Source organism: Marisediminicola senii, from assembly GCF_011057645.1.
In the GTDB taxonomy this organism is placed as follows: Bacteria; Actinomycetota; Actinomycetes; order Actinomycetales; family Microbacteriaceae; genus Marisediminicola; species Marisediminicola senii.
Map to the genome: position 1 here is coordinate 1 of NZ_JAALGE010000012.1, position 25,042 is coordinate 25,042.

At 68.4% G+C, this 25,042-nt stretch carries 17 protein-coding genes; 4 read left to right on the top strand and 13 right to left on the bottom strand.

Annotated features, from left to right (window positions below):
• Window positions 1-191 precede the first annotated feature (191 nt).
• Together G5S38_RS06190 and G5S38_RS06195 are read left to right on the top strand one after the other, a co-directional pair.
• Window positions 192-1,547 carry an O-antigen ligase family protein gene (locus G5S38_RS06190; protein ID WP_165065943.1) on the top strand — a complete coding sequence of 452 codons (1,356 nt, stop codon included), beginning with the start codon at window positions 192-194 and terminating at the stop codon, window positions 1,545-1,547.
• 97 nt (window positions 1,548-1,644) lie between these two features.
• Window positions 1,645-2,928 carry an O-antigen ligase family protein gene (locus G5S38_RS06195; RefSeq protein ID WP_165065946.1) on the top strand — a complete coding sequence of 428 codons (1,284 nt, stop codon included), beginning with the start codon at window positions 1,645-1,647 and terminating at the stop codon, window positions 2,926-2,928.
• 66 nt (window positions 2,929-2,994) lie between these two features.
• Here the strand turns inward: G5S38_RS06195 and G5S38_RS06200 are convergent, their stop codons facing one another.
• From G5S38_RS06200 to G5S38_RS06210, 3 genes are read right to left on the bottom strand one after another with little or no spacing between them, the layout of a single operon-like run.
• Window positions 2,995-4,107, bottom strand: a complete 1,113-nt coding sequence (locus G5S38_RS06200; protein WP_165065949.1) for a glycosyltransferase family 2 protein — start codon at window positions 4,105-4,107, stop codon at window positions 2,995-2,997.
• Window positions 4,107-6,581 (bottom strand): glycosyltransferase, encoded by a 2,475-nt coding sequence (locus tag G5S38_RS06205; protein ID WP_165065952.1) that lies wholly within the window; start codon window positions 6,579-6,581, stop codon window positions 4,107-4,109. The genes G5S38_RS06200 and G5S38_RS06205 overlap by 1 nt, the downstream gene beginning before the upstream one ends.
• A gap of 3 nt (window positions 6,582-6,584) precedes the next feature.
• Complete coding sequence (locus G5S38_RS06210) at window positions 6,585-7,637, bottom strand: glycosyltransferase (protein ID WP_165065955.1); 1,053 nt, start codon at window positions 7,635-7,637, stop codon at window positions 6,585-6,587.
• 130 nt (window positions 7,638-7,767) lie between these two features.
• On the opposite strand from G5S38_RS06210, the gene G5S38_RS06215 reads away from it, so the two are divergent.
• Entirely contained in the window at window positions 7,768-8,202 is a 435-nt protein-coding gene (locus tag G5S38_RS06215; RefSeq protein ID WP_268921047.1) for a GtrA family protein, read from the top strand.
• Between the two features lie 21 nt (window positions 8,203-8,223).
• Here the strand turns inward: G5S38_RS06215 and G5S38_RS06220 are convergent, their stop codons facing one another.
• From G5S38_RS06220 to G5S38_RS06235, 4 genes are read right to left on the bottom strand one after another with little or no spacing between them, the layout of a single operon-like run.
• The gene (locus tag G5S38_RS06220) at window positions 8,224-9,510 is read right to left on the bottom strand and encodes a glycosyltransferase family protein (protein ID WP_165065961.1); all 1,287 of its coding nucleotides are present in this window, start codon (window positions 9,508-9,510) and stop codon (window positions 8,224-8,226) included.
• A 50-nt stretch (window positions 9,511-9,560) separates the two neighbouring features.
• Window positions 9,561-11,195, bottom strand: a complete 1,635-nt coding sequence (locus G5S38_RS06225; protein WP_165065964.1) for a DUF2142 domain-containing protein — start codon at window positions 11,193-11,195, stop codon at window positions 9,561-9,563.
• Window positions 11,192-13,219, bottom strand: coding sequence for a DUF7657 domain-containing protein (locus G5S38_RS06230; protein WP_165065967.1), 2,028 nt, complete (start codon window positions 13,217-13,219; stop codon window positions 11,192-11,194). Before G5S38_RS06230 ends, G5S38_RS06225 begins: the two co-directional genes overlap by 4 nt.
• 32 nt (window positions 13,220-13,251) lie before the next feature.
• Complete coding sequence (locus G5S38_RS06235) at window positions 13,252-15,309, bottom strand: hypothetical protein (protein WP_165065970.1); 2,058 nt, start codon at window positions 15,307-15,309, stop codon at window positions 13,252-13,254.
• Window positions 15,310-15,573: 264 nt separating this feature from the next.
• On the opposite strand from G5S38_RS06235, the gene G5S38_RS06240 reads away from it, so the two are divergent.
• Window positions 15,574-18,120 carry a glycosyltransferase gene (locus G5S38_RS06240; RefSeq protein WP_235928935.1) on the top strand — a complete coding sequence of 849 codons (2,547 nt, stop codon included), beginning with the start codon at window positions 15,574-15,576 and terminating at the stop codon, window positions 18,118-18,120.
• Between the two features lie 92 nt (window positions 18,121-18,212).
• Here G5S38_RS06240 and G5S38_RS06245 read toward each other — a convergent pair whose 3' ends face one another.
• From G5S38_RS06245 to G5S38_RS06270, 6 genes are all read right to left on the bottom strand, one after another.
• A complete protein-coding gene (locus tag G5S38_RS06245) occupies window positions 18,213-19,427 on the bottom strand; it encodes an ABC transporter ATP-binding protein (RefSeq protein WP_165065976.1) in 1,215 nt (404 codons plus the stop codon).
• Between the two features lie 84 nt (window positions 19,428-19,511).
• Window positions 19,512-20,372: an ABC transporter permease gene (locus G5S38_RS06250; protein WP_165066066.1), complete on the bottom strand. Its 861-nt coding sequence runs from the start codon at window positions 20,370-20,372 to the stop codon at window positions 19,512-19,514.
• 156 nt (window positions 20,373-20,528) lie between these two features.
• On the bottom strand, window positions 20,529-21,740 hold the full coding sequence (locus G5S38_RS06255) for a glycosyltransferase family 2 protein (RefSeq protein ID WP_235928936.1): 1,212 nt from the start codon (window positions 21,738-21,740) through the stop codon (window positions 20,529-20,531).
• A gap of 138 nt (window positions 21,741-21,878) precedes the next feature.
• Window positions 21,879-22,700, bottom strand: coding sequence for a glycosyltransferase family 2 protein (locus G5S38_RS06260; protein WP_165065979.1), 822 nt, complete (start codon window positions 22,698-22,700; stop codon window positions 21,879-21,881).
• 17 nt (window positions 22,701-22,717) lie between these two features.
• Window positions 22,718-23,539, bottom strand: a complete 822-nt coding sequence (locus G5S38_RS06265; protein WP_165065982.1) for an NAD-dependent epimerase/dehydratase family protein — start codon at window positions 23,537-23,539, stop codon at window positions 22,718-22,720.
• On the bottom strand, window positions 23,540-24,937 hold the full coding sequence (locus tag G5S38_RS06270) for a polysaccharide biosynthesis protein (protein ID WP_165065985.1): 1,398 nt from the start codon (window positions 24,935-24,937) through the stop codon (window positions 23,540-23,542). It lies immediately after the preceding gene.
• Window positions 24,938-25,042: the final 105 nt, after the last annotated feature.

Below are 25,042 nucleotides of genomic sequence, written 5' to 3' on the forward strand. Positions count from 1 at the left end.
AGTCGGCCATCGCACCCCGCGGCCCCGCGCCACCCCACCCCGCACCTGCACCCGCACCCGCACCCGCACCACCGCATTACCGCACCCACCGCATTACCGCACCCACCGCATTACCTCACCCCCGCACCCCGCACACCGCACCCACCGCACCCCCGCACGGCCGCACAGCACCGCGGCGGTAACGTAGCCGGATGACCACGACGCCCAGCCGACGGCCCCTCGTGGCGTTCGCGGCAGCGGTGTTCTTCATCGGCCTCGCGCCAGACGCGGTGCGCAACTCCATCAGCTGGTACGGCTTCGGCGCCGTCGTGCTGGCGATGGTCGTGGCATCCATCGTGCTCATCGTTCGAGACCAGCGGCGCACCCGCGACCGCATCACGATGGGGGTGCTTCCGTGGCCGCTGCTCGGGTTCCTCGCCCTCGCCGCCGCGAGTACGGCGTGGTCGTTCTACCCGCGCGAGACCGCGATCGCCGTGGTGCTGCAGCTCGCGACGACCGCCGTCGTGCTGCCGGCGGCACTGCTCCTCACGCCGCGGGAACGCCTGCGCACGCTGGGGCTCGCGCTGCGCAGCATCCTCGCCCTCTCACTGCTCTTCGAGCTCGTCGTGGCGCTCATCGTGCGGGCACCGGTGCTTCCGGTCTGGGTCACCGGAGCCGACCGCGTCGACCCGCCGCTGCTGCTGTTCTGGTCACGCAACCTGCTGCTCGAGGGCGGCCCGGTGCAGGGCATCGTCGGCTCGTCCAGCCTGCTCGCCATGGCGGGGCTGCTCGGCCTCATCGTGTTCGGGGTGCAGCTCGCGGCCGGAACCGTGCGCAGGGCAGCCGGGGTGCTGTGGATGCTGCTCGCCATCGTCACCATCGCCCTCACCCGCTCCGCCACCATCACCCTCGGACTCGCGGCCGTCATCGCGGTCTGCGTGTTCCTGCTCGTGATGCGCCGCGCGTCGACCCGCCGCGCGCGGCTCGCGGTCTACGGCGTCGGCGCGGCCATCGCGGCAGCCGGCATCGGCGCGGCGCTCATCGCCCGCCCGCTCATCCTCGAGGCGCTCGGCAAGAGCGCCGACCTCACCGGACGCCTCGGCATCTGGGACGCCGTCATCGGTCTCGCCGAACAGCGCCCCGCTGCCGGCTGGGGCTGGATCAGCTTCTGGGCGCCGTGGGTGGCCCCGTTCGACGGCCTGGTGACCCGCAACGGGGTCGCCCAGCTGCATGCGCACAACGCGTGGCTCGACGTCTGGCTGCAGCTCGGCGTGATCGGACTCGTCGTGTTCGGCGTGCTCATCGTGAGCACCGGCATCCGCGCGTTCTTCCTCGCCACCGACCGCCTGCCGAGCAGCGCAACCGACGCCGGGGGCTTCTCGACGATCTCGCTGCTCGCCCCGCTGCTGCTCACCGCGCTGCTCGTGCAGTCGCTGGCCGAGAGCCGCATCCTCAGCGAGGGCGGGTGGATGCTTCTCGTCATGCTCGCCGTCACGACCAAGTCAGCAATGCTCGGCCGCCACGTGCCGCTCGGCACCGAGGTCGTCGTCGAGGACCGCCGCAAGTAGCGAACCGCGCGAGCCCCGCACTTCGCACCCCCGCAGCACCCCCGCAGCACCCACCCTCCCCGGCCGCCATCACCCGATGCCGTACCGTAAGTGAGCGATGAACCTGCCGTCCCGACCCCAGCTCGTGGTCTCCGCCGTCAGCGTGCTCCGGTCACCGGCGTTCGCGCAGGCGCTGACCCTCACGGCGATCGGCATGCTGTTCCTCTCGCACACCGTGCGCGGCGTCATGGGCTGGCCCGCGCTGATCGCGGGCCTGGTCGTGCTGGTGCTGCTGGCCGCGGCATCCATCACCCTCCGTCGCGGCGATACCGAGTGGCGGGGCCTACTGCCGATCTCGCTGCTGGTGTTCCTGGGCTGGAGCGGCGTCTCGATCCTGTTCACCGAGTACCAGTGGGCGGCGCTCGGGTCGGTGCTGTACCAGTTCTGCGTCGCGTTCCTCGCGGTGTACATCGCGCTGACCCGGGACCTGATCCAGATCGTGCGGGCGTTCGGCGACGTGCTGCGGGTGGTGCTCGCGGCGTCGCTTGTGATCGAGGTCATCGCGGGCATCCTGCTCGACACCCCGGTGCGGTTCCTCAACATCGCCGGCGCGCTCGACGTCGGCGGCCCCATCCAGGGGCTCCTCGGCACCCGCAACCAGCTCGGACTCGTCGCGGTGATGGCCCTCGTCACGTTCGTCGTCGAGCTGCTGAGCCGGTCGGTTCCGACGCCCGTCGCCGTCGGGTCGATCGCGCTGGCCAGCCTCGCGATCCTGTTCACGCAGTCGCCGGTGACCTATGGCGTGCTTCTGGTCACCTCGGTCGCCGCCGGCGCCCTCGTGCTGCTGCGGCGGGTGGATGCCACGGCTCGCCGCGCCGGACAGGTGGTGCTGCTCGTCGCCACGGTGATCGCGCTGCTGGGGCTGCTCGCCGGTCGCGGTCGCGTTGTCGCACTGCTCAACGCCGGAAGCGAGTTCGAGGTGCGGTACGGGCTCTGGCAGCGCATCCTGTCGCTGACCCCCCAGAACACGCTCGAGGGCTTCGGGTGGATCGGCTGGTGGCGACGGGAGCTTCCTCCATACATCGCGCTGGACTCGCCGTTCGTGCCGCGCGAGACCGCGCTCAATGCCTACATCGACGTGCTCCTGCAGCTCGGCCTCGTCGGGCTGTGCGCGTTCATCGCGCTGATGGGACTCGCATTCGTGCGCTCCTGGCTGCTCGCGGCGAACAAGCGCAGCATCGTCTACCTGTGGCTCGCGCTCATGCTCACGGTGCTCGTGAGCATCTCGTTCGCCGAAAGCTCGGTGCTGGTCGAGTTCGGCTGGCTGACCCTGGTGATCTGCGCCATCAAGGCCTCGCAGGACCTCAGCTGGCGCGCCCGGCTGCCCGAGACCACCGGCTGACGCCACACCGTCGCGGCGGCAGCACCAGGCCGTAGCGGCAGCGCGCGGTACTGGCAGGCCGTACCGCTAGCGCGAGCGGCGCCCCGGGCGCTGCAGCGCGTCGCGCACCATGTCGAGCCGGCCCTGGCTCGCGAACCGCGAGTACCCGCCGGTACGAGCGAGCCGCAGGATGCCGAGCGCGCGGGCGACGGGTGACGGGGGCAGCACGGCACGGCGTGACTCGAATTCCGCCTTCGCGCGGGCCGCGGCGCGCGGCCCAGGCCCGACGCCATCGAGCGACGCGAGGCGGTTCGCCAGCACCCTCGAACGCGCGGCCAGTATGGCGGTGCGGTCACTCGGCGTGGCCAGCATCCGTTCGATCCGATATCGCAGGGTCGGCGCGGCCACCCCGATGACGTTGGTGGAATGCTGCCGGTAGTCGACGTTGGTGGCGGTGGATGCTTCGACCGCGCTCACACCCGCAGTGCTCGCATCGGCGGCCGGGCGGTCCGCTCCCCCGGTCACCCCGACCGCCGCCGCCACGATCGCGAGCCACTCGTCGTGCACCCACTCCAGGGGCAGGGGCGCGGCGATGTCGTAGAGCGACCGGCGGAACGAGACGGTGGCCCCGGTCGCGAGGTTGCGCCGGAGGTACACGTCGAATGCCCCGCCCGCCGCGATGGCTCGCCGGTCGGCGTCGGTGATGCCGAGCGCCTCGTAGAGGGTGGTGCCGAGCGGCTGCCCGCTCTCGTCGACGAGGCGGGCGTTCTCGTGCCGGAACAGCAGCGCGGGGTCGCGATCGAATGCCGCGACCGCCTCCGCGACGCGGGTGGGGTGCCAGCGGTCGTCCTGGTCGCAGAGGATGACGATGTCGCCGCTGCACGCGGAGATGGCGCGGGCGAAATTGGCGGTGACGCCGCGCTCGTGAGGCTCGCCCACCGCAGAATCCCCTGCGGCGAGCACCCGCACGGTGATGCCCCGAGCTGCGGCGCCGGCCGTCGCCGCGCGCACCAGGGCGAGCGTGTTGTCGCTCGAGCCGTCGTCGGAGACCACCACCTCGTCGGGCAACCGGGTCTGCGCGAGGATGCTCTCGAGCTGCTCGGCGATGTGCCGCGCACCGTTATAGGTGCACAGCGCAACCGAGACGCGGGCCCCTGGTACACGCCCCGGTGCTGCGCCCCTCGAGCGCGCCGCGGCCATCAGCGCTTGCTGAGGCGCGAGCGCACCTTCTTGGCGACGAGCACCGGACCGCCGTTGCGCATGTAGAAGACCACGAGTCCCGCGTTGTGGCGCAGGCCCGACTTGCGCTGGCGCTGCCGCGGTCGCGCGCCGGCGCCGAGGGCGGGGGCACCGTTGGCGCGGTCGCGCGCGGGGTGCGGGTCGGCGACGAATGCCACCAGCGGCTCCATCACGACGTCCCAGTAGAACCGCTCGCGCACGCGCTGCACGTTCTCGAGGATGGCCGCGCGCCGGTCGGTGTCGAAGAGCACCGAGCGGATGGCGTCGGCCAGGGCCTCCGGATCGCTGTCGGGCACGACGTAGCCGAGGTTCTCCTTCTCGATGAGGTCGGCGAAGACGTCGCCCTCGGTGACCACCATCGGCAGGCCCGCCCACAGGTAGTCGAGGATGCGGGTGCGGAACGAGAACGTGGTCTCGATGTGCGAGTGGTGGGTGCTGACACCCGCGTCGGCTTCGGTGAGGAAGTTCTGGCGCTCGGAGTAGTCGACCCACGAGTCGTTGAAGAACACGTTGCTGTCGTAGACGCCGAGCCGGCGGGCGAGGGCGCGACTGTCGGCGACGACGCGCATCTCGGGAACGCCGGGGTGTGGATGCTTGGTGCCCTGGAAGTACAGCTTGACCTCGGGGTGCTCCACCGACACCAGCGCGACCGCTTCGATGAGGGTGGCGGGGTCGAACCAGTTGTACAGTCCGCCCGACCACAGCAGCACCTTGTCGTCGGCCCCGATGCCGGGGATGACGCCCTTCATCGCGGCGCGCTTGTGCACGGGCGGGATGCGGTCGAGCCCAAACGGCACGACGTTGACCAGTCCGGTGAGGTGCGGGTCGTCGGTGTAGGTGGCGGGCGAGATTCGACCGAGGGCGGCGAGCTGCCCCAGGTAGAAGTGCCGCTGGCGTTCGGATGCCGCGAGGAAGAAATCACCGCGGGCGAGCTGCTCGTTGAGCACTTCGGTCGCGTCGGAGACCTGGCGGGTCCACACGGCGGGCGCGAGTTCGCGTGCCTGCTCGAGCTGCTCGAGGTGCATGGGGTCGTAGATGTCGATCACGAGGATCTTGTCGGTCGTGCGCAGCACCTGGAACACCGCCATGGCGTGGCCCTGGAAGATGATGATGTCGGCGTCCTTCTCGAACTTCGAGAATGCCCGGTCGTCCCCGGCACGCACGTGGGCGAGCTCGAACGGCGCGGCGAGCGCCTCGACGCCGGCGAGGCTGACCAGCGTGACGTCGTTGTCGGCAGACAGCGCGACGGCCATGTTCCAGGCACGGATCGCGGGACCGGCGAGCTTCGCGCCGATCGGGTCACCGGTGATGATGAGCACATTGGTCGACGGCGGGCGCTCGGTCACGTCGAACGCGGTGACGATCTTCTCGTAGCCCTCGAGGAAGTACTCGTTCTGGATGACCGGGGCGTCGGCGTAGCCGAACAGCTTCCAGACCTGCGCGTCGCTGACCCGGCGGGTGGACTGCACGACCTGGCGGGACGCCGACAGGGTCGGCAGGTGCTCGACGAACTGGTCAAGCCCGAACACGCTGGAGAGCAGCACCTTGGGGGTGAGGAGCTCCTCTTCGGTGTCGCCGCCTGCCTTGCGGAGGTCGAGCGAGTCGGAGGTGAGGGTGGTCTTCGACATTCCGCGGCGCACCGACAGGGCCATCGCGGCGGGCAGCGCCTCGGCGAGGTTCTCGGCCGACAGGTTCTTGTACAGGGTGAACAGCGCGTTGCGCTCGAGGAGGTACTGCTCCTTGAACTGGCCGAACGTCTTCATCGACGCGTGGTGCTTGTGGTACGCCAGTGACGCCGGCTCGTACGCGAAGACGTAGCCGAGCAGGTTGAGCCGCCAGCCGAGGTCGACGTCCTCGAAGAACATGAAGTAGCTCTCGTCGAAGCCGCCCAGCTGATCGAACACCGACCGGCGCACGAACATCGCCGATCCGGTGCCGAACAGCACGCGGCCGGGCTCGGCGTAGTTCTTCGGCACGGGGTCCGCGGTAAACGGCTTGTAGCCCATGCCGTACCAGGTCATCGCGGAGCCGATGTAGTCGACCAGTTCGCCGTCCCAGTCGAGCACCCGGCTCGCGACGCCGCCCACCGACGGTGACTGCGAGAACCGGGCCATGGCGGCGCGCACCCACTGGGCGTCGGGCTTGGCGTCGTTATTGAGGAACGCCACGACCTCGCCAGAGCTGTGGCGCACGCCGAGGTTGCAGCCCCCGGCGAACCCGAGGTTGTCCGCAGACTCCACGAGCGTGACGTCGGGTCCGAGCACGCGCAGGCGTTCGGCGCTGTCGTCGCCAGACCCGTTCTCGACGATGACGATCTCGAGCCGGTCGGTCGGCCAGTCGAGGGCCCGCAGCGAGGAGACCGCCTCGATGGTGTCGTCGGTTCCGCGGAAGTTGACGAGGACGACGGAGACGACGCCCGTTCTCAGGTCTGCCATGGGTCAGCGACCCGCATTCGGCTCGGCGCGGCGCACCGGTACGCGGTCGTAGGCGCGGGGGTCTGACTCGTGCGCGTCGGCGACACGACCGTCTGTCGGGGCGGCCTGCCCCCGCGGAGCCTGGAACGGCGGCGCCTGCAGCGCGAGGTAGGTGAGGCGTGAGCTCTCGCGCCGGGACTTGGCGATGCCGTCGAGCATGAGGCCGAGCAGCCAGATGAGCACGGCGATGATGGCCAGCGACGATGCGAGCACGGCGGTCGGGAAGCGGGGAACCAGCCCGGTCTGCACGAATTCCGCGATGATCGGGATGCCGAGGATGAGCGAGACGAGAAAGACCACGCCGCCGGCCAGGCCGTGGAACATCCACGGACGTTCGTTGCGTACGAGGCTCGCGATCAGGCGCAGGATCTTGAACCCGTCGCGGTAGGTGTTGAGCTTGCTCTCGCTGCCCTCCGGGCGGTCCTTGAACCCGACCTCGACCTCGGACTGCGGTACCCGGAGGTTCATCGAGTGCACCGTCAGCTCGGTCTCGACCTCGAACTCGCGGGAGACTGCGGGAAATGACTTGACGAACCGGCGGGAGAAGACCCGGTAGCCGCTGAGCATGTCGTTGACGCGGTAGCCGAACACCCAGCTCACCAGGGCGTTGAACGCCTTGTTGCCCGACGAGTGCCCCGGGCGGTACGCCGTGGTGGTGACCTGCTTGCGCACGCCGACCACGTGGTCGAGCGGACCCTCTCGGAGTTCGCGGATCATGCCGGGCAGAGCGGTGGCGTCGTAGGTGTCGTCGCCGTCGATCATCACGTAGATGTCGGCGTCGATGTCGGCGAAGGCGCGGCGGATGACGTTGCCCTTGCCCTTGATGTTCTCGTAGCGCACCTCGGCGCCCGCGCGTCGGGCGACCTCATCGGTACCGTCGGTGCTGCGGTTGTCGTAGACGTAGATGACCATCTCGGGCACCGCGGCCTTGAGGTCGGCGATGACCTGGGCGATCGCGAGGGCTTCGTTGTGGCACGGCACGATCGCGACGATCGATGGCTGCTCAGAGTCGTGCACGTGTCTCCTCGACGGGTGGTTCGGTTGTGGCACATGGCCATGTATGGTCGGATGCGCCGCTGACGGCCACCACAGACTACTTGACGCCCACACTCTGGGCGCGGCGACGCACGAGAGACCGGAGCATCACATCAGTCGAGACGGCGGAAAGGCGCATGCGCGCCGGGCGACTCTCTTTCTCATCGTCGGTGGCCTCGGATTCGTGATCGACGCCGTCACGTTCAACGTGCTGGTGTACTGGAATGGCAGCGGTCCGCTCTTCGACCTGCCGCTCCTCGCGAAGATCATCGCGATCGGCCTCGCCACGGTCGGCACCTACGTCGGCAACCGGTTCCTCACCTATCGCGACCGCACGGGCGGGTCGAGCGTTCGGCAGTTCGCGATCTTCGCGGCGATCAACGTCATCGCGATTCTCCTGCAGCTGGGATGCCTCGGCTTCTCCCGCTACGTGCTCGGCCTCGCCGACCCCGTCTCCGACAACCTGTGGGGCACGTTCATCGGGCAGGGAGTCGCGACTGTATTCCGCTACGTGACGTACGGACGCTGGGTGTTCCGCGAGGCGTAGTCCGCAGGGTTCGATCGCCGCTCACTGAAACGCGAAGTACACCGTGCAGCCGTACACGGCAATGCCCGCCGCGAGTAGGAACCACGACGCCGCGCGCCCCCGGATACTCGCCACCACGGCGATGGCGAGCAGCATCAGGATCGGCAGGCCGTACCGCGACTGGGTGCCGATCGAGTGGTAGAGCACGTAGAAGGTGACCGGCAGGAACACGAACGACAGCGCGAGGCCCGCCGTGCCCGCGATGGCCACGGCCTTGATGCGTGACGTGGGTGCCGCCCCCGACATCAGCACGAGCGCGAATGCCCCACCGAAGATCAGGGCCTGGAGCAGCGCGCCCACTGCCCACAGCTCGGGCACCGCAGGAAAACCGCTGTCATGGATGGGCTGCATGAGCTGGATGGTGCCATCGGCGACCACCGAGAAGAGGGTCCTGTCGGTGTACAGGATGTCGTTCAGCCCGCCGTCGGCGGGGACCCCGTCCGGAAGGTAGGACACCCGCCAGGAGTTGTAGGCGTACTGCGCTACGAGCGGCAGCACCGATGCGGCGACTCCGATGACATAGCTCTTCCAGCGGTCGGCCCAGTCGAGACGCCAATCCCCGTCATCGGTGGGCGCGATCGTCGCCAGCCAGATTCCTGCGGTGGCCAATGGGATGAAGTTGGCCTTGTTCAGTGCTGCCAGGCAGCAGATCACCACGACGATGACCATCCGGCGGCGCCACGAGCCACGCGCGGTCGCGGCGAGGCAGATTGCTCCCGCGAACAGCAACCCCATGGAATCGGGCGAGATGGTGGCGCCCTGCAGGAGCGCGAGCGGCGCGGTGGCCGTGGCGAGGAGCAGCCCGACCGCCGCGCCCTTACGCGCCCCGAGTCGCAGGGCGGCGAGGAGGAACAGCACGCCGCCGATGGCGGTCAGTAGCGAGGTGGCCGTCCTTGCGCTGTCGAACAGGCTGACGCCGGTGAGGGCCGAGAACGGGGCGCTGAACAGTGCGACCAGCCCGTAATAGATGGGCCCGTACATCAGCACGTAGTTGACACCGGCCACCGGGATGTCGGAGTTCTGCAGCTGGGTGGCGCACGTCGTCTCGGTGCCGCGACACGCGATCTCCCGGAGGGTTTCCGGCGAGAGCGTGTCGGCGACCGTCGGGAGGGTGCGCTCGTCGACCAGTTTGACGATGTAGTCGAAGTGAACGGCCTCGTCGAAGATGGTGATCTGCGGGTAGCCGCGGCCCGCGACGACGCTGATCACGAGAAGGGCAATCGCTGCCGCGGCCACGACCACTGCCTGGGTGACACGAGCGCGCGTCATCTCCCGTGTTCCGTTGCCGGTCTGCTGCCGCTGTGTAATGGCCGCCGTCATCATGGTGTCCGTTCCGGGGTCGCGGTGGGTGCCTCGGTAGAGCGTGCGCCCTGGCGCCGGGATGCATGCCGCGGCACGGATTGCCCCTCGAAGAGCTGGGTCACTGTCGGGGCCATTACCGCCAGCGCAACTCCGAGGGCACCCAGGAGGCAGAGCACCACTGACGGGAGCCACCCGAGCGGCGGATACCACTCTGGCGTGACGAGCGCGTTCAGGAAGCTGCCGTCGACTCCCACCACGTAGCGTCGCAGAACGTAGAGGAATGCCGCGATGTGGGCGACAGTGAGGGCCACCGTCCCGGCGACCAGCGCCCACAGGCCTAGACGGTGTGGGGTTCGACGCACGGTGGTCGCCGTTGCCAGGGTCGCGACGATGATGAGGGTGGCGAACAGTGGCAGGGAGTACCTGCCCTGCCAGATGTAGCCGTAGTCCGCAGCGGTCGGGGCCTGGATGATCGCGGGCAGCAGAACCAGCGTTGCGAGGCTGATGAGAACCGCAGCCATGCGCCGACCGCGGACAACGAGAAGGGCGCCAGCGATGGTGACGCCGATGAGGAGGAGCCAGACGGCATGGATCCATCCCGGAACCTGGGTGTCGAGCCAGCCGAAGGTCGCGATGAACTGTCGGGCATAATCCAGCGAGTTGCCGAGTGTCGTGAGAAATGCCGTCGCCGGATCATCGCGTTCTGCACCGGACGATGGAATGAACCCGGCGTTTAGGCCGATGCCCAGAGTCCAGAATGCACCGAGACCAGCCACGGCGAGTGCGGGAACCGCCATGACGATGACAGCCCGACGACGGATGAAAGCGACGGCGTGGGGCCAGCCGACGGCGGTGATGACGGCGATGGCTGCGAGCGCCAGGTACAGCGGTGACGTGGCGCGGAGGTTGGCGACCAGCGCGGCCGACGCGGCGACCCCCGCTATCGCGGCGAGCGGCGCACGCCGCGAGGAGAGGGCCAGCCAGAGGCACGCGACGAATGCGGCTGTTCCTGCCGCCTCCACCCCATTCGGGTTGATCACCCCGCCGAGGAAGTAGACCATCGGGGTGAATGCGACGAGCAGCCCTCCCGCAGCGTATGGGGCGGCCGAAATCCGTCGAACGGCCCAGAGGGTACCGGTGAGGAACAGTGCCGTCAGGACCGAGCTGGCAATCCTCATGCCATAGACCGCGATCTCGCCGGAGAGGAAGAGTGATGGCCATCCCACGAGCACGTAGTACAGCGGGTTGTACGATCCGACGCCGGTTTCGACCACGACGTCAGCCGCCGGTGCGTCTGACAGGGACGGCGCACAGGCTGCGGATCGCTCGGCATTGAATGCAAAGCACGTGCGCTCTCCTCCGACGTCGGAGACATTCGCGGGGAGTACGAACTGCTCGATTCCCGGATTCACCGTCGCGGTTCCGGTCCACATGCCGCGGGCCGAGGCGGCGGCCTTCATGATGTGTCCTGATTCGTCTGGGCCGCCGGAGATCGGGGTGGCGAGTGACCAGGCGGAGCACGCGAGGAAGAATGCGATGAAGGCAATCGTGAGGGCCGCCCACGGCCGCGCCACCGTGCGACCTGCCGAGTGCCGGGCCGCCGAGAGCCCACCGTCGGTGCGCGGCACCTGACTGAGCTGGGCGGCCCTCATCGGCGCGGCCCAGATTCGTCGATGACCTCGTAGATGCGCATTGTCGACGGCCCCTCGGTGGCGACGGCGACCTCGCCGAGGCATTCCTGCGAACCGAGGTCGAGGTCGGACAACACGAACTCCACGTTCTCCCCGGCGAAGTCGCTGCACGAGTCGAACGTCACGACGATCTGGTCGCGCACCGGGTTGAGCACGGTGGGCTCACCGTCGGCTATCGCCCAGTTGACGTTGGCGAGCCGGTTCCACTGCTCCTCGTACTCACCGGTCGGGTCGATGGCGTCCCACATCTCCTCCGGCGGGTAGGTCTGTACGCCGTTATATGCCGGCACGCCGCTCTGCACGAGCACGGCCGTCGGCACGTATCCGCCGATGCCGACCCAGCGCCCGTCCGGGTCCGCCGCCGAGATGGCCGCGACGTCTTCACCGACGTCGGTCTCCCGCAGGTCGAAGACCCCGTCGTACAGCGGGTTGACGCCCCACGCCACGATCGCGGTGGCACCCAGCAGGCTCAGGCTCGCCAGCAGCGGGCGGGCCCGGCTCGCGGCCAGCACGGCGAGCGCGAGCAGCACGGTGCTGACCACCCAGGCGCGGCCGGCGGCGGGTATCTGCGATCCGTCGCCCGTGAGCGATGCCGACACGATCAGACTGGCGGCCACGGCGAGCAGCGCCGACAGCACGGCGATGACCCACGGCACCCGGCGGCGCTCCGCCTGCAGCCGGCGCAGCAGCAGCACGAGGCCGACGACGCCGGCGATGACGAAGAACATCCTGATGCGCGCGGGGCTCGTGCGGTCGATGAGCACCAGGTGGGCCACGGCATCCCAGGCGGGCAGCAGCAGGAATGCTCCGACGAAGAGAATGGATGCGACGACCGCGACGATGCGCAGGTCGCGGCTACGACGGTCTGCCGATGCGCGCCGCGACGCCGCCCAGAGCAACGCGGGAATGAGGAACACCGCGAGCATGAGCGGAGCGGCCGCCTCCGACTGGTTGGGGGCCAGTGGCGCCGACAGGTCGTAGAGCAGCACCCGCTGGAACGGCGCACTGAACAGCGCGACCGCCTCGTCGACGGTGTCGAGCTGCCCGGGAACCTCGAGCCGCTCCCCCGGGTACACGGTCGAGGTGACGGCGTCGACGGTGTCGAGCCGCGTGACGACCCAGAGAGCGAGCACTCCCGCCGCGGCCACGGCCGCGATGGCCAGCGGCACAAGCGGGCGCAGCACCCGCCACAGGCTGCCGCGGCCTCCTGGCCACTGCTGCGCCATCGCACCGACCGCGAAGAACAGCACGGCGATCACCGCGGGCACCATGAACGGCACGTAGATGCTCATCGCCATGGCTACCGCCACGTATCCGCTTGCCGCGGCCAGCGTCCAGTTCACCCAGCGTCGCCGCGTTCGGTACGCGCACACGATGGTGGTCATGGTGAGGAACGCGAAGGCGAGCGGCCACAGCGTGGTGGGCAGCAGCCACCACTGCACGATCGGCGACAGCAGCATGCCAACGGCGATGGCGAGCGCCGAGAATGGATGCCGCGGCAGCAGGCTCACCACGAACAGGTAGCCCGCCACCACGACCGCCAGCACGGGCAACCACCAGCGCACGGCCATTCCGCTGTCGAGGGAGAGGAACAGGAACCCGATGACGTGCGGCCGGAATGCCGTCGACCAGTCGGAGGTGGGGAGGTCGTTCTGGATGGTCGCGTCCATCCCCCCGGGGAGGGTCTGGTTCACGACCGGGAAGCCCTGCTGCACCTGCGACACGATCCAGCTGGACTGCACGAGCCATTCGTCGCTGCGGATGCCGCGCGCCTCCCCCGCGATGAGCGCGGGGTCGACGCCGAGGCCGAAGGTCTCCCAGTAGACCCCGCCGGAGGTTCCCGAGATACCGAGGGCGATGAGCACTACGGCCGCGACGATCAGAAGCGACGGGATCACCGTGACGACGGCGAGGTTCGGCAGCCCGGACGCCCTCGGCTCGACCCACCGGTTAACCGCGTCGCGGAGGCGAGCGTGCCGTGGCACGCTGCCTCCGCGGGCGGTTATGGGTGGTGTTGCTATGGCACGGTCACTGTCTGGCACCCGAGAAGGCTATTCGTTCCCTGGGCGACATTGATGCCATACGCGCACACGTTCTGCGATCCCCGCGTGCCGGCGAACCTGGTGTCGATTCCGTGCTGGTTGCCGAACTTCGGGTAGACCCCGCCGACGTCGGGACGGAACGTGTTCGCGGTGGTGACCGCGACCGGGCGCCCGTTCGAGTACACGTGCACGTCGATGGCGCCCGTGGTGTCGGGGTCGATGGTCCAGCCACGTACCCGGATGTCGTTGCCCTCGACCGCGGCATCCATTCCGCCGAACGGCGACAGGTCGACGACGGTCACCGTCTGGCAGCCGAGCAGCGTGTTCTCGCCGCGGCTGATGTTGATGCCGTAGGCGCAGACGTTCTGCACGCCGGGCGCCAGCGCGAACGTGGCGTTGATGCCGTGCGCCGCCCCGAACTTGGGGTGCGCGCGGCCGACGTCCGGCCGGTTGGCCGAGGCGGTGGTCACGCCGACGGCCTTGCCGTTGGCGTAGACGTGCACGGCGATGGGTGCGGTGGTTTCGGGGTCGATGGTCCACCCGTTGACCGTGATCGAGCGGTGCGCGGTGGTGACGTCCATGCCACCGAACGGGGCGAGGTTGTCGACGTTCACCGTCTGGCAGCCGAGGTTCACGTTGAAGCCCTTGCCGGTGTTGAGCGCCGTCGCGCAGACGCGCCGTGCCCCGGGGTTCGCCTGCACCGTGTAGTTGATGCCGTGCAGCGGCCCGGCTTGCGGGTGAGCCCGGCCGACGTCTGGCCGGTTGGCGTTGGCCTTGGTGCGCCCGACGGCGACGCCGTCGACCGTGACGTCGACGTCGATCGCCGCGTTGGTCTCCGGGTCGATGGTCCAGCCGTTCACGGTGATGGCGCCGGAATACTGGGTGGAGAACGCGTTCATCCCCCCGTACGGCGACTTGCTCACGACCGAGATGACCTGGCACCCGAGCAGGGTGTTGTCCTCGCCGGTGGCGTCGATTCCATAGGCGCAGACGTTGTAGCGCCCGGTGGCGACGGTGATGGCGGTGTTGATGCCGTGGTTGTTGCCGTAGCGCGGGTAGGCGGCGCCGACGTCGGGACGGCTGGCGTTCGCCGTGGTCACCGCCGCGGCCTTGCCGTCGACGTAGACGTGCACGCCGATCGGGGTGGTGACGTCGGGGTCGATCGCCCAGCCGTTGACCTGGATCTGTCCGTTGTCATTCTGCGTGGCATCCATGCCCCCGATGGGCTTGACGCCGTCGGTGGACGACCCGAACCAGTCGGTGAACAGGCGCCAGAAGTTGCGGTTTCCGTAGCTCGAGCACCCGTCGCCGGAGCCGTACAGGTTGCCGAGCGATGCGCCGTTGGGCACGTACGGGGTGTAGATGTACAGCCCGGCGGTGGCCTGGTTGCGGATGGTCACGTTGGTTGAGCCGCACGAGGCGCTCGGGTGGTAGCCGACGGCGACCGTGGTTCCCGCGCGGTATCGCCAGCTGGACGGCGTCGCCGCATAGGTCTTGAATTGCGCGGCGGCAGAGTAGACCTGGTTGAAGAAGCCGTAGAAGTTGGTGTCGCAGGCGGCCGTGTCCGGGCAGCCGAAGCCGGTCGCGATGCGGTACTTGCTCTCGGTCGGCGCCGTGGCGGTGACGAGCCCCTGCTCCTTCTCGAGCAGCACGAGCAGCACCTTCTGGCTGATGCCGCAGGCCCGGCCGACGGTGTAGACGACCTGCGCCGCGGTCTGGTTCTTCGAGGCCGGGATGGCCTGGCAGCGGTCGGCGCGTGCCGCGCGCTCCGGGATGTCGGTGCGGTACGACTTCATGCAGGTCGGGCCTGTGGTCGCCCGGCAGGTCGCAACCCGGTTGTTGAGGAACGACTGCACCTCGTTGACGCCCATGGCCGTTCCGTCGTAGAACTTGGCGTCGCTGATGATCATGCCGGCGTCGAAGTCGCTCGCGTCCGCCGCTTCAGCGCGGTCCGTTCCCCCCGCCACGGTGAGCATCGACACGGCGACGACGAGCGCGGCGGCGAATGCCACCCAGCGCCTCGCCGAACGCATGACGGTATGTCTCGTGACCATCCCCCCGGATGCCCACGCCGAATTGTCCCCCGAATTACCCATATTTTTAAACTCCCCCGAGTGTTATCCCTAGAAGCATACGGGGCGTGTCAAGGGCGGCCCAGGTTGCGGCCGCCCTCGGGGGCGAAATGCGCCGAGCCCGCGCATACCCCTGACCACCCCCGCGGGGTCGGATACGCTGAACCGACCGATCAGCCCCCCGCCTTCGGCGAGACGGGTTCGACCCTTCCTGGAGTACATCTGGTGCAGCGCACAACTTCCGACCGTGTTTCGGTCGTCATCGTCAATTTCCGGGGCGTCGACGACACCCTCGAATGCCTCGACCACCTCAGCCGCGTCGACTGGCCGCGCGAGCAGCTCGAGGTCATCGTGGTCGAAAACGGCTCAGGGGGGGACAACCTGGCCCGCCTCCAGGCCGCGACAGCGGGCGACGACACCGTGCGCGTCGTCGAATCGACGGAGAACCTGGGCTTCACCGGGGGCAGCAACCTGGGTGCACGCGAGGCCACCGGATCGATCGTTGCCTTTCTCAACAGCGACGCGAAGCCTGACGTCAACTGGATTCGCGCCGCCATCGGACAGTTCGCGGTCAGCCCCACCGTCGCCGCGGTCGGCAGCAAGGTGCTCGACTGGGACGGCACGTCGATCGACTTCGTCACCGGCAGCCTCACCTGGTTCGGAATGGGGTACAAGGAGCACGTGACCGAGAAGGACGACGGCCGCTTCGACGAGCCGAAGGACCTGCTCTTCGGCACTGGATCCGCGCTGTTCGTCCGTGCCGACGTCTTCGCGCAGGTGGGCGGCTTCGACGAGAAGCTATTCATGTTCTACGACGATGTCGACCTCGGCTGGCGACTCAACCTGCTCGGCTACCGCGTGCGGTTCGCACCGGAATCCGTCGTGCAGCACAAGCATCACGGATCGATGCGCAGCTTCGGCCAGTACCGCGAGATGTACCTGCTCGAGCGCAACGCGCTGTACCTCATGTACAAGAACCTGTCGGAGGAGAACCTCGGATCGTTCCTCCCCGCGGCCATGTCGATGCTCGCGCGCCGCGCCGTCGCCAAGAGCGGGCTCGACTCCGAGATGTTCGACATCCGCCGCTTCACTGGCGCCGATGACGAGTTCGACCCCGACATCCCGGTCGCCAAGGAAACCGTCGCCGGCCTGTTCGCGCTCGACCGCTTCGTCTCCGACGTCGCCGAACTCGCTCCGGTGCGCGCCGACCTGCAGGCCCGCCGCACCAAGACCGACCGTGAGCTGTTCCGCCTGTTCGGCGACATGTTCCGGCCGCTGTTCGACCACCCGTCGTTCCTCGGTGGGCTCAGCGACGTCACCGGCGCCTTCGATATCGGCGGGGCGACCGAGCGCCGCAACGTGCTGGTTATCACCGGCGATGCGATCGGGCACAAGATGGCCGGGCCCGCGCTTCGGGCCTGGAAGGTCAGCGAGGCCCTCGCGGCACACAACAACGTGCGCCTGGTCTCGTGGAACCGCGCCAACCGGGCATCCACCACCTTCGAGGTCGACCGGGTGCCGCTCGGCAACGAGCGCGCGATGGGCGTGCACGAGGAGTGGGCCGACGTCATCATCTTCCAGGGCCACGCAATGCACCACTTCGCCGTGATCCGCGAGACGAAGAAGATCATGGTCGTCGACCTGTACGACCCGATGCACCTCGAGCAGCTCGAGCAGGGCCGCGAATGGGGAACCGACCAGTGGCGTGCGCAGGTGTCGTCGGCCACCGACGTGCTCAACCAGCAGCTGCTGCGCGGAGACTTCTTCCTCTGCGCATCCGAGCGCCAGCGCCTGTTCTGGCTCGGGCAGCTCGCCGGCCTCGGCCGCATCAACCCCGACACCTACTCGTCGGACGAGAACCTGCGCGAGCTGATCGCGATCGCCCCGTTCGGCATGGACTCCAAGGACCCGGAGCACACCCGTGATGCCATTCGCGGCGTCGTGCCCGGCATCGGCCATGACGACAAGGTCGTGATCTGGGGCGGGGGCATGTACAACTGGTTCGACACCCTCACCCTGGTGCGGGCGATCGCCAAGCTCGCCGAGACCCGGCCGGACGTTCGCCTGTTCTTCCTCGGCGTCGCGCACCCCAACCCCGACGTGCCAGAGATGGCCATCGTGTCGAAGACCCGCGAACTCGCCGACCGCCTCGGCGTCGCCGGCAAGAACGTGTTCTTCAACGAGCAGTGGGTGCAGCTCGACGACCGGCAGAACTACCTGCTCGAAGCCGACCTCGGCGTGAGCACGCACTTCGACCACATCGAGACGACGCTGTCGTTCCGCACCCGCATCCTCGACTACATGTGGGCCAAGCTGCCGATCGTCACCACGCGTGGCGACAGCTTCGGTGACCTCGTCGCCTCGGACGGCCTCGGCGTGGCCGTGGTGGAGCGCGACGTCGACGGCCTCGCCGCGGCGATTGAGAGCATGCTCTACGACGAGGAGGCCATCGCCGCCGCGCGCGAGGCGGTCGGCGTCGTGCGCCAGGAGTTCACCTGGGAGAAGGCGCTCGCCCCGCTGGTCGCGTTCTGCCACGACCCCCAGCCCGCCCCTGACCGAGTCATCACCAACACCACCAGCACCGCCAAGCGCGGCCGGGGTCGCGCGTCGACCGATCAGGATGCCGCCGCGCTCTACCACGAGATCGGCACCATGCCGAAGGGCATTGCGCGCGACATCGCCCTGGCGCGGCACTACGTGCAGCAGGGCGGCGTGGTGTCGCTCGGCTCAAAGGCGCTCAGCCGCCTCGGCATCCGCCGCACCCCGAGCTAGCCTGGGTCGGCTCCGGCCGGGAATGACGAAAGGCTGGGCGCATCTCTCGCGCCCAGCCTTTTCGCGTACCCGGTAGCCCGGTCCTGCGGTGCCTACGTGGTGGCGCCCAGATCCTGGAACTCGGGCACCGCGTGCACGGTGCCGACCGCGAGCTGGTAGTAGGGAACGTTGAACGAGCAGGCCTGCGGTGCGTCGTGCAGGTGGCGCCCGGCGAAGTCCATCAGCGAGACGTTGACGAAGTACTTGCCCGCTCCGAACATCGCTTCGCGGAGGGTGAACTCCACCGTGCGCGAGCCGTGCAGCGGCGGCATCGAGACGCCGAGTCGCTTGGTGGTGGTGCCGTAGACGGCCTGCCCGGTGGGGGTGTCGATCTGGATCGCGCAGATCCACTCGGCGAGGCCGGTGTCATGGCTGACCGTGACCGAGATCGTCACGTCGTCACCCGGGTTGACCGGGTCGCCGTCGACTCCCCCGGTGGGGTATGCGGATGCCGCGAGCACGTGCCCCGCGAGGGCGGCGTCGTCATGGGTGCGCTCGGCGTCATCGACCCGGCGATCCTCGAGGATGTCGCGGAATGCCGCGACGGCGTCGGGTGCATTGCCATCGAAGACGACCTCGCCCCGGTTGAGCAGCACGGCGCGGTCGCAGAGCTCGGCGACCGACCCGAGCGAGTGCGACACGAGCACGATGGTGCGCCCCTCGCTCTGGAACTCCTTGATCTTGTCCATGCACTTGCGCTGGAACGCCTCGTCGCCGACCGCGAGCACCTCGTCGACCAGCAACAGGTCGGGGTCGGTGTGCACGGCGACCGCGAACGCGAGTCGCACGTACATGCCGGAGGAGTAGAACTTCACCTGCGTGTCGATGAAGTCGCCGATGCCGGAGAAGTCGACGATGTCGTCGAAGCGGTCCTCGGTCTCGGTCCTGCTGAGCCCGAGCACCGAGGCGTTGAGGAACACGTTCTCACGACCGGTGAGGTCGGGGTGGAAGCCGGCGCCGAGCTCGAGCAGCGCGGCGATGCGGCCGCGGCGTGCCACGGTGCCGCTGGTGGGATCGAGGATGCCGCCGATGACCTTAAGCAGGGTGCTCTTGCCCGAGCCGTTGTGCCCGATCAGTCCAATGGTCTTGCCCGCTTCGATCTCGATGCTCACGTCGCGCAGCGCCCAGAACTCTTCGCGGTGCTTCTTGCCGACGCGGCCGAGCGTGACGATGCGTTCCTTGAGCGAATTGTCCTTGCGGATGACGAAGCGCTTCGACACGCCGTCCACCGACACGATCACGGGGGCGGGGACTCTCGCTGGGGCCATATTCGTCGACACGGTACTCACCTTGCTGTTATTCGGTCGTGGGGCGCGTGTCCCCGGGGAGTGCGGGTGCTCAGCGGCATCCGTCTACAGCTCCTGGGCGAAGTTGCCCTGCAGGCGCGCGAAGACACGCTGGAATGCGACCAGGAGGATGAGTCCGACGAAGATCGCGACACCCTGGCGCAGCAGCAATTCGGACGGGTACTCGACGATGTCGTGCCCGCTGGTCCAGAACGCGCGCTGGAATCCGAGCACCGCGAGGGTGACCGGGTTGTTGGTGTAGACCTCGAGCATCCACGCGGTCGGTATCTGGTCGCGCACGATCTGCCACGAGTACACGACGGGCGAAGCCCAGAACATGATGAGGATGATGACCTCGACGAGGTAGCCGATGTCGCGCAGGTACACGTTCGCGGCCGAGAGCAGGAAGCCGAACGCGGTGCCGTACAGCACGAGGATCAACAGCGAGGGGATCGCGAACAGCAGCTCGATGGTCCACGGGAAGTGGCCGACGGCGATGGTCGCGGCGATGAGGATCACCAGCTGGATCATGAAGTTGAACAGCGACGACCCGACGCTCGCGAGGGGGAAGATCTCCCTCGGCAGGTAGATCTTCTTGATCAGGCCGCCGTTGCCGACGATCGACGCGGTCGCCCCCACCACGATCTCGCTGAACAGCCCGTAGGCGACGAGGCCGGTGAAGATGTAGACCGCGAAGTCGGGGATGCCACGGGCGGCGCCGAGGAAGTTGCCGAGCACCACGTAGTAGATGACCAGCTGCGTGATGGGGCGAACCAGGGTCCAGACGAAGCCGAGCGCGCTGTCCTTATACCGGGCCTTGAGGTCGCGCCTGACGAGCAGGCCGAGCATCTCGCGCTGCCGGAAGATCTCGACGAACGATGAGATGGTGCCGCTGAAGCCGGGGGCGGGTCCGCCCACCCTGACCATGGGCTGCTCTGACAGTCTGGTCAGGCGATCTTGGGCAGTCGACACGAATCACATCATTTCCGTTGGAGCCGGATCGGCAGGACCACAAGTGGTCACGCAACGATCGCGCCGGGGATGGTACCCCCGCGGCGCGTCGTCCATACTACGACCCCGCGGTTATACGCCCGACCGGCCGCGCTGGCGCAGCGCCGACCTGGCACGGATGGCCCGGCCGCGCATGACGCGGAGGGCGCGGTCGGTGAACCTCTCGCGCAGCAGCCGTTCCGCCTCGGAGAGCCGGCTGGCTACGGCGTCGCGGTCGGCACGCAGCGCATCGCGTTCCGCGACCAGGTTGTCGCGCTCGATGGCGAGCTCGAGGATGGTGGCGCTCTGGCCCCGCCTTGCCTCCTCGTCGGCAGCCGCCCTCGCGGTCGCGGCGGCGAGTTCCGGCTCCAGCCGGTCGACCTTCGCCGCGACGGAATGGAGTTCACGACCCAGTGCGCGCGCGACCTTCTCCAGCGCCGGGTCGATCGCGACGTCGGCCACCGGGGATGGCCGACTGTCGGCAATGCGGGAATCGGGCACGAAATACCCGTCGAGGATGCCCTGGGCGAGCTCGTCGCCGGCCGGGTGGCGCATCACGTAGTAGGGAAGCAGCGTTCCGCGCTTGAGCCGGCCGTAGTCGCGCATGCCGTGGTGGTTGGCGCTCGGCGTGAGGTGCGGGTTGCTCTCGTAGGCGCGCCCCGAGACCTCGACCTTGCGGCTGAATTGCGACCAGGAGCGCCACGGAAAGTGCAGCACGTCGATCGCGAGGTCGTCGCCCGGCTCCCCTTTGCTTTCGATGCTCACCAGGTGGTTGCCCTGAGAGACGATGACGTCGGGGTCTCCGACGTGCACGGCCACGGGGGTGGCATGGTCGAGCAGGCCCAGTTTCTTCATGGCATTCGCCGGGCGTAGGTCACGGTAGGTGAGGCGCTGCAGGCCGGAGCCCTCGAGAGCGGGGGCCCCGATCATGTCGGTGACCGCGACGGTGAAGCTGCGGTACGCGGTCGGCATCTCGGCGAACACGTCACTGAGGGTGCGGCCGGCGGCACGCGGCATCCAGAATTCATCTGCATCGGCGTTGATTACCCAGTCGGCACCGTGCATGGTGTGCGCATCACGGGCCATCCGGGTGACGACGGTGCCCTGCTGCTTGCGGTGTTCCGGGTCGTGACGCAGGTCGATGCGGCCGCGCGAGGCGTATTCTTCGAGGATCTCGGTGGTGCCGTCGACCGACGCGTTGTCGGTGATCACGAACATATCGACGCCCTGGGCGAGGTGATGATCGAGCCAGGCCGAGATGACGTCCGCTTCGTCGCGGACCATCATGGTCATCACAAGAGTCATGGGGATATCGGCTTTCTGGATTCGCGGCGAACCTGGTTCGCCTCCCGCCCTATTGTGGCAGAGCCCCGGGCAGGGCGCCCTACGCCCCCGTTCGGGGGCACCTCATGGAGCGGCCCTCACGGAACAGCGGAGCCCCGGTCAGATCGTGCCGGGGTTGAGGTAGCGGTAGAACTCCTCCTTGACCGCGACCATGGAGTGGTACTGGTTCGTCTCCTCGAGCACCATGGTGATCTCGACGGGGAGCTTGGCCAGGGTGAGCCCGCGGGTCTTGGCGTAGTGGCTCAGCCATATGTCGTCCATCAGCCAGAACCGGTCGGGAAGCTGGGTGAAGAACTCGTCGTCGAGGAAGATTGAGGCGGCGCAGACCATTCCGCCCGGGCCGATGTGGTCGACCTGGCCGCCGACGACGGAATAGCCGCGCTCCCAGTAGCTCACGCCGATGAAAAAAGCCCACCAGGCGGTGACGGCCTCCGGCCGGTAGTGCGCGATGGCGGTGGAGACGAAGGTCTCGTCGAAGTTCTCGTCGTCGTCGATGACGATGACGGGGCCGGTATATCCAGCGAGTGCGAGCTTGCGTGCCCAGTAGAATCGGGCGATCGACCCGAGGTTGAACGGCGACTTGACCAGCTCGACCCTGGTGGTGCCGCCGTCGGCCACGTACTCCCGGAGTGCGCGCAGGTAGAGGGGGTGGTCGCGGCGCTTGTTGTTCCACAGGTAGAGCCGCACGCCGCCCGCGTAGTCCTGGGCGTCGAGCAGTGCGAGCGTCTCCCGCAATCGCGCCGGACGGTTCCACAGGCACATGAGCACCACTGCCTCGCCGGCGAGGGGGGTATCGCGGCCGAAGACGCGGGACGCGAACCGCCCGGCCAGCAGTCGGTCCTTGATGGTCTTCTTGACGAACCGCTTGGGACCGCGGATGAGCTTGGTGACCAGTCTCCTGGGGCCGCTGATGATTCGCACGCGACGAGCCTACGGTGTCACGGAGCGCGGGTCGGGTCGAAGCCGATGAGGGCACGGGCGCGGCCGATGTCGGCGACGCTGTAGCTCGGACTGCCGTCGGTGACCGTGTACGGAACGCCGACGAGCTCCGCGCGGGCGATGAGCGCCTCGTTCGAGGTCGCTATCCCACTGCCGATATTCACGGTGGTGACGGCGTCGACGAGCGGCGCGAGAACGCTGGCGGCGAGGGCGCGGACGACGTCGTCGACGTGCACGTAGTCGCGCACGAAGGTCGATCGCCCCCGGAAACGCAGCTCCTCCCCCGGCGCACCGCCGGTGGAGCGTGTCGCGAGGGAGTCGGGGAACCCCGCACCCCACACGTTGAAGATGCGGAGGATGACCGCCTGGGGTCCACCGGCGCGCGCAGCATCGCCGAGGATGACTTCTGCCTGCTCCTTGGTGCGCCCGTACAGCGACGACGGGGCGAGGGGCGCTGATTCGCTGAGGGGCACGAGAGCCCGGTCGCCGTAGACGGCAGCGGTCGACGCCAGGACGATCCTCCGCACTCCGGCCGTGGCGGCCGCAGCGGCGAGTGCGCGCACGGCGTCGACGTTGACGGCGACCGCCCGCGCCTCGTCGCGGTCGCACTCACCGGCCAGCACCGCGGCCAGGTGCACGATGGCGTCGGGGCGCACCTCGGCAACGACGCGCTGCACGTCTGCATGGTCGGCGATGTCGAGCCGGACGCCGGTGGTCGCGGTGCGGCTGGACTGCACGATCTCGATACCGGGGTCGTGCTCCAGCGCGGCCACCAGCTCCCGCCCGATCCTCCCGGTGGCACCAGTGACGAGGACCCTCACCTAGGCCAGGACCTCACTCGACCACGCCTGCACCGCGAAGCCCATCTGCTGCAGCCGCCGGATCGCGTCGTCCGAGCCGATGCGGTACGCGAGGGTATCGGCGAGGAGGGCGTCGACCGCACCCATCAGCGCGACGGTGTCGAACCCGGTGGAGTCCCTGGTGACGAAGATCTTGGGGTTGGCGGTGCGACCCACCCTGTCGGGCTCGTAGCTCAGCTCTTCGTACATCTTCTCTCCGGGCCGGAGGCCGACGATGCGGATCTCGAGGGTCGGGTCCACCGCGCTCACCAGGCTGCGCGCGAGGTCGAGGATCTTCACCGGCTCGCCCATGTCGAGCACGAAGATGTCGCTCGGCTCCCCGGCGAATGCGGACTGGATGATGAGCTGGCTCGCCTCATCGATGGTCATGAAGTAGCGGGTGATGTCTTCGTGGGTCACGGTGAGCGGCTGGCGCGCGGCGATCTGGGCACGGAAGGTCTGCATGACGCTGCCGTTGCTCTGGATGACGTTGCCGAACCGCACCGCGTTGAATGCCGTCGTCGGCGACTCTGCGGCGAGGGACGCCATCATCATCTCGCCGATGCGCTTGGTCGCGCCCATCACGTTGACGGGGTTGACCGCCTTGTCGGTGGACACCATCACGAAGTGCGCGGTGCGGTGCCGGATCGCGAGGCGCATCAGGTTGAGCGAGCCCCAGACGTTGTTGTTGACGGCCTCGAGCGGATTGGCCTGCATGAGCGGAACGTGCTTGTAGGCCGCGGCGTGGAAGACCACGTCGGGGGTGTGCTCGGAAAACAGCCTGTCGAGCAGCGGCTCGTTCTTGATGTCGGCGATGTGGAAGCTCATCCGCGGATCCGAGCCGAGCTCCTCCGACAGGGCGAACATGCCGTTCTCCCACCAGTCGACGCAGGCGACCGACTCCGGGTTCATCGTGGCGATCTGGTGCACGAGCCGCGAGCCGATGGAACCCGCCGCCCCGGTGACGAGGATCCGCTTGCCCTCGATGAATTCGCGCGACGACAGCAGGTCGTGCTTGACCGGTTCCCGCCCGACGAGGTCGAGCACGTCGACATCCGTCAGGTCGTCGATATCGACGGTGTCCTTGGTGAGGATCTCGTACGTGCGGGGGATGACGGCGATCTCGACGTCGCCGAGCACGATGGTGCCCAGGAAGTCGCGGATGGTGCGGGCGTCGATGGAGGGGATCGCGAAGTACACGAGGTCGATCGCGTGAGTCGCGACCACCTCGTTGACGTCGTCGAGGCCGCCGAGAACGTCGGGACCGACCGCGCGGTCGTCGAGGAATCCGGCCACGATCGAGTCGCTGCGTCGTTCGATGTCACGGGCGAGCGCGGTTCCGGCGGTTCCGCGACCGACGATCAGGATTCTCTTCTTCACTGTCAGCACCATAGCCGCAGCCGCAACGGGCGGTCCTCCGCCACCCCCGTCAGGAGCAGCCGGGCGTCGTCAATTGCACGCTCGACCGCCCCTAGCCTGCGCGGC

Coding starts and splice junctions, on each gene's coding strand:
- G5S38_RS06205 (WP_165065952.1), bottom strand. CDS start 6,581: ATGGCAGACCTGAGAACGGGCGTCGTCTCCGTCGTCCTCGTCAACTTC.
- G5S38_RS06220 (WP_165065961.1), bottom strand. CDS start 9,510: ATGACGCGCGCTCGTGTCACCCAGGCAGTGGTCGTGGCCGCGGCAGCG.
- G5S38_RS06255 (WP_235928936.1), bottom strand. CDS start 21,740: ATGACTCTTGTGATGACCATGATGGTCCGCGACGAAGCGGACGTCATC.
- G5S38_RS06250 (WP_165066066.1), bottom strand. CDS start 20,372: ATGGTCAGGGTGGGCGGACCCGCCCCCGGCTTCAGCGGCACCATCTCA.
- G5S38_RS06200 (WP_165065949.1), bottom strand. CDS start 4,107: ATGGCCGCGGCGCGCTCGAGGGGCGCAGCACCGGGGCGTGTACCAGGG.
- G5S38_RS06235 (WP_165065970.1), bottom strand. CDS start 15,309: ATGCGTTCGGCGAGGCGCTGGGTGGCATTCGCCGCCGCGCTCGTCGTC.
- G5S38_RS06245 (WP_165065976.1), bottom strand. CDS start 19,427: ATGGCCCCAGCGAGAGTCCCCGCCCCCGTGATCGTGTCGGTGGACGGC.
- G5S38_RS06190 (WP_165065943.1), top strand. CDS start 192: ATGACCACGACGCCCAGCCGACGGCCCCTCGTGGCGTTCGCGGCAGCG.
- G5S38_RS06195 (WP_165065946.1), top strand. CDS start 1,645: ATGAACCTGCCGTCCCGACCCCAGCTCGTGGTCTCCGCCGTCAGCGTG.
- G5S38_RS06225 (WP_165065964.1), bottom strand. CDS start 11,195: ATGAGGGCCGCCCAGCTCAGTCAGGTGCCGCGCACCGACGGTGGGCTC.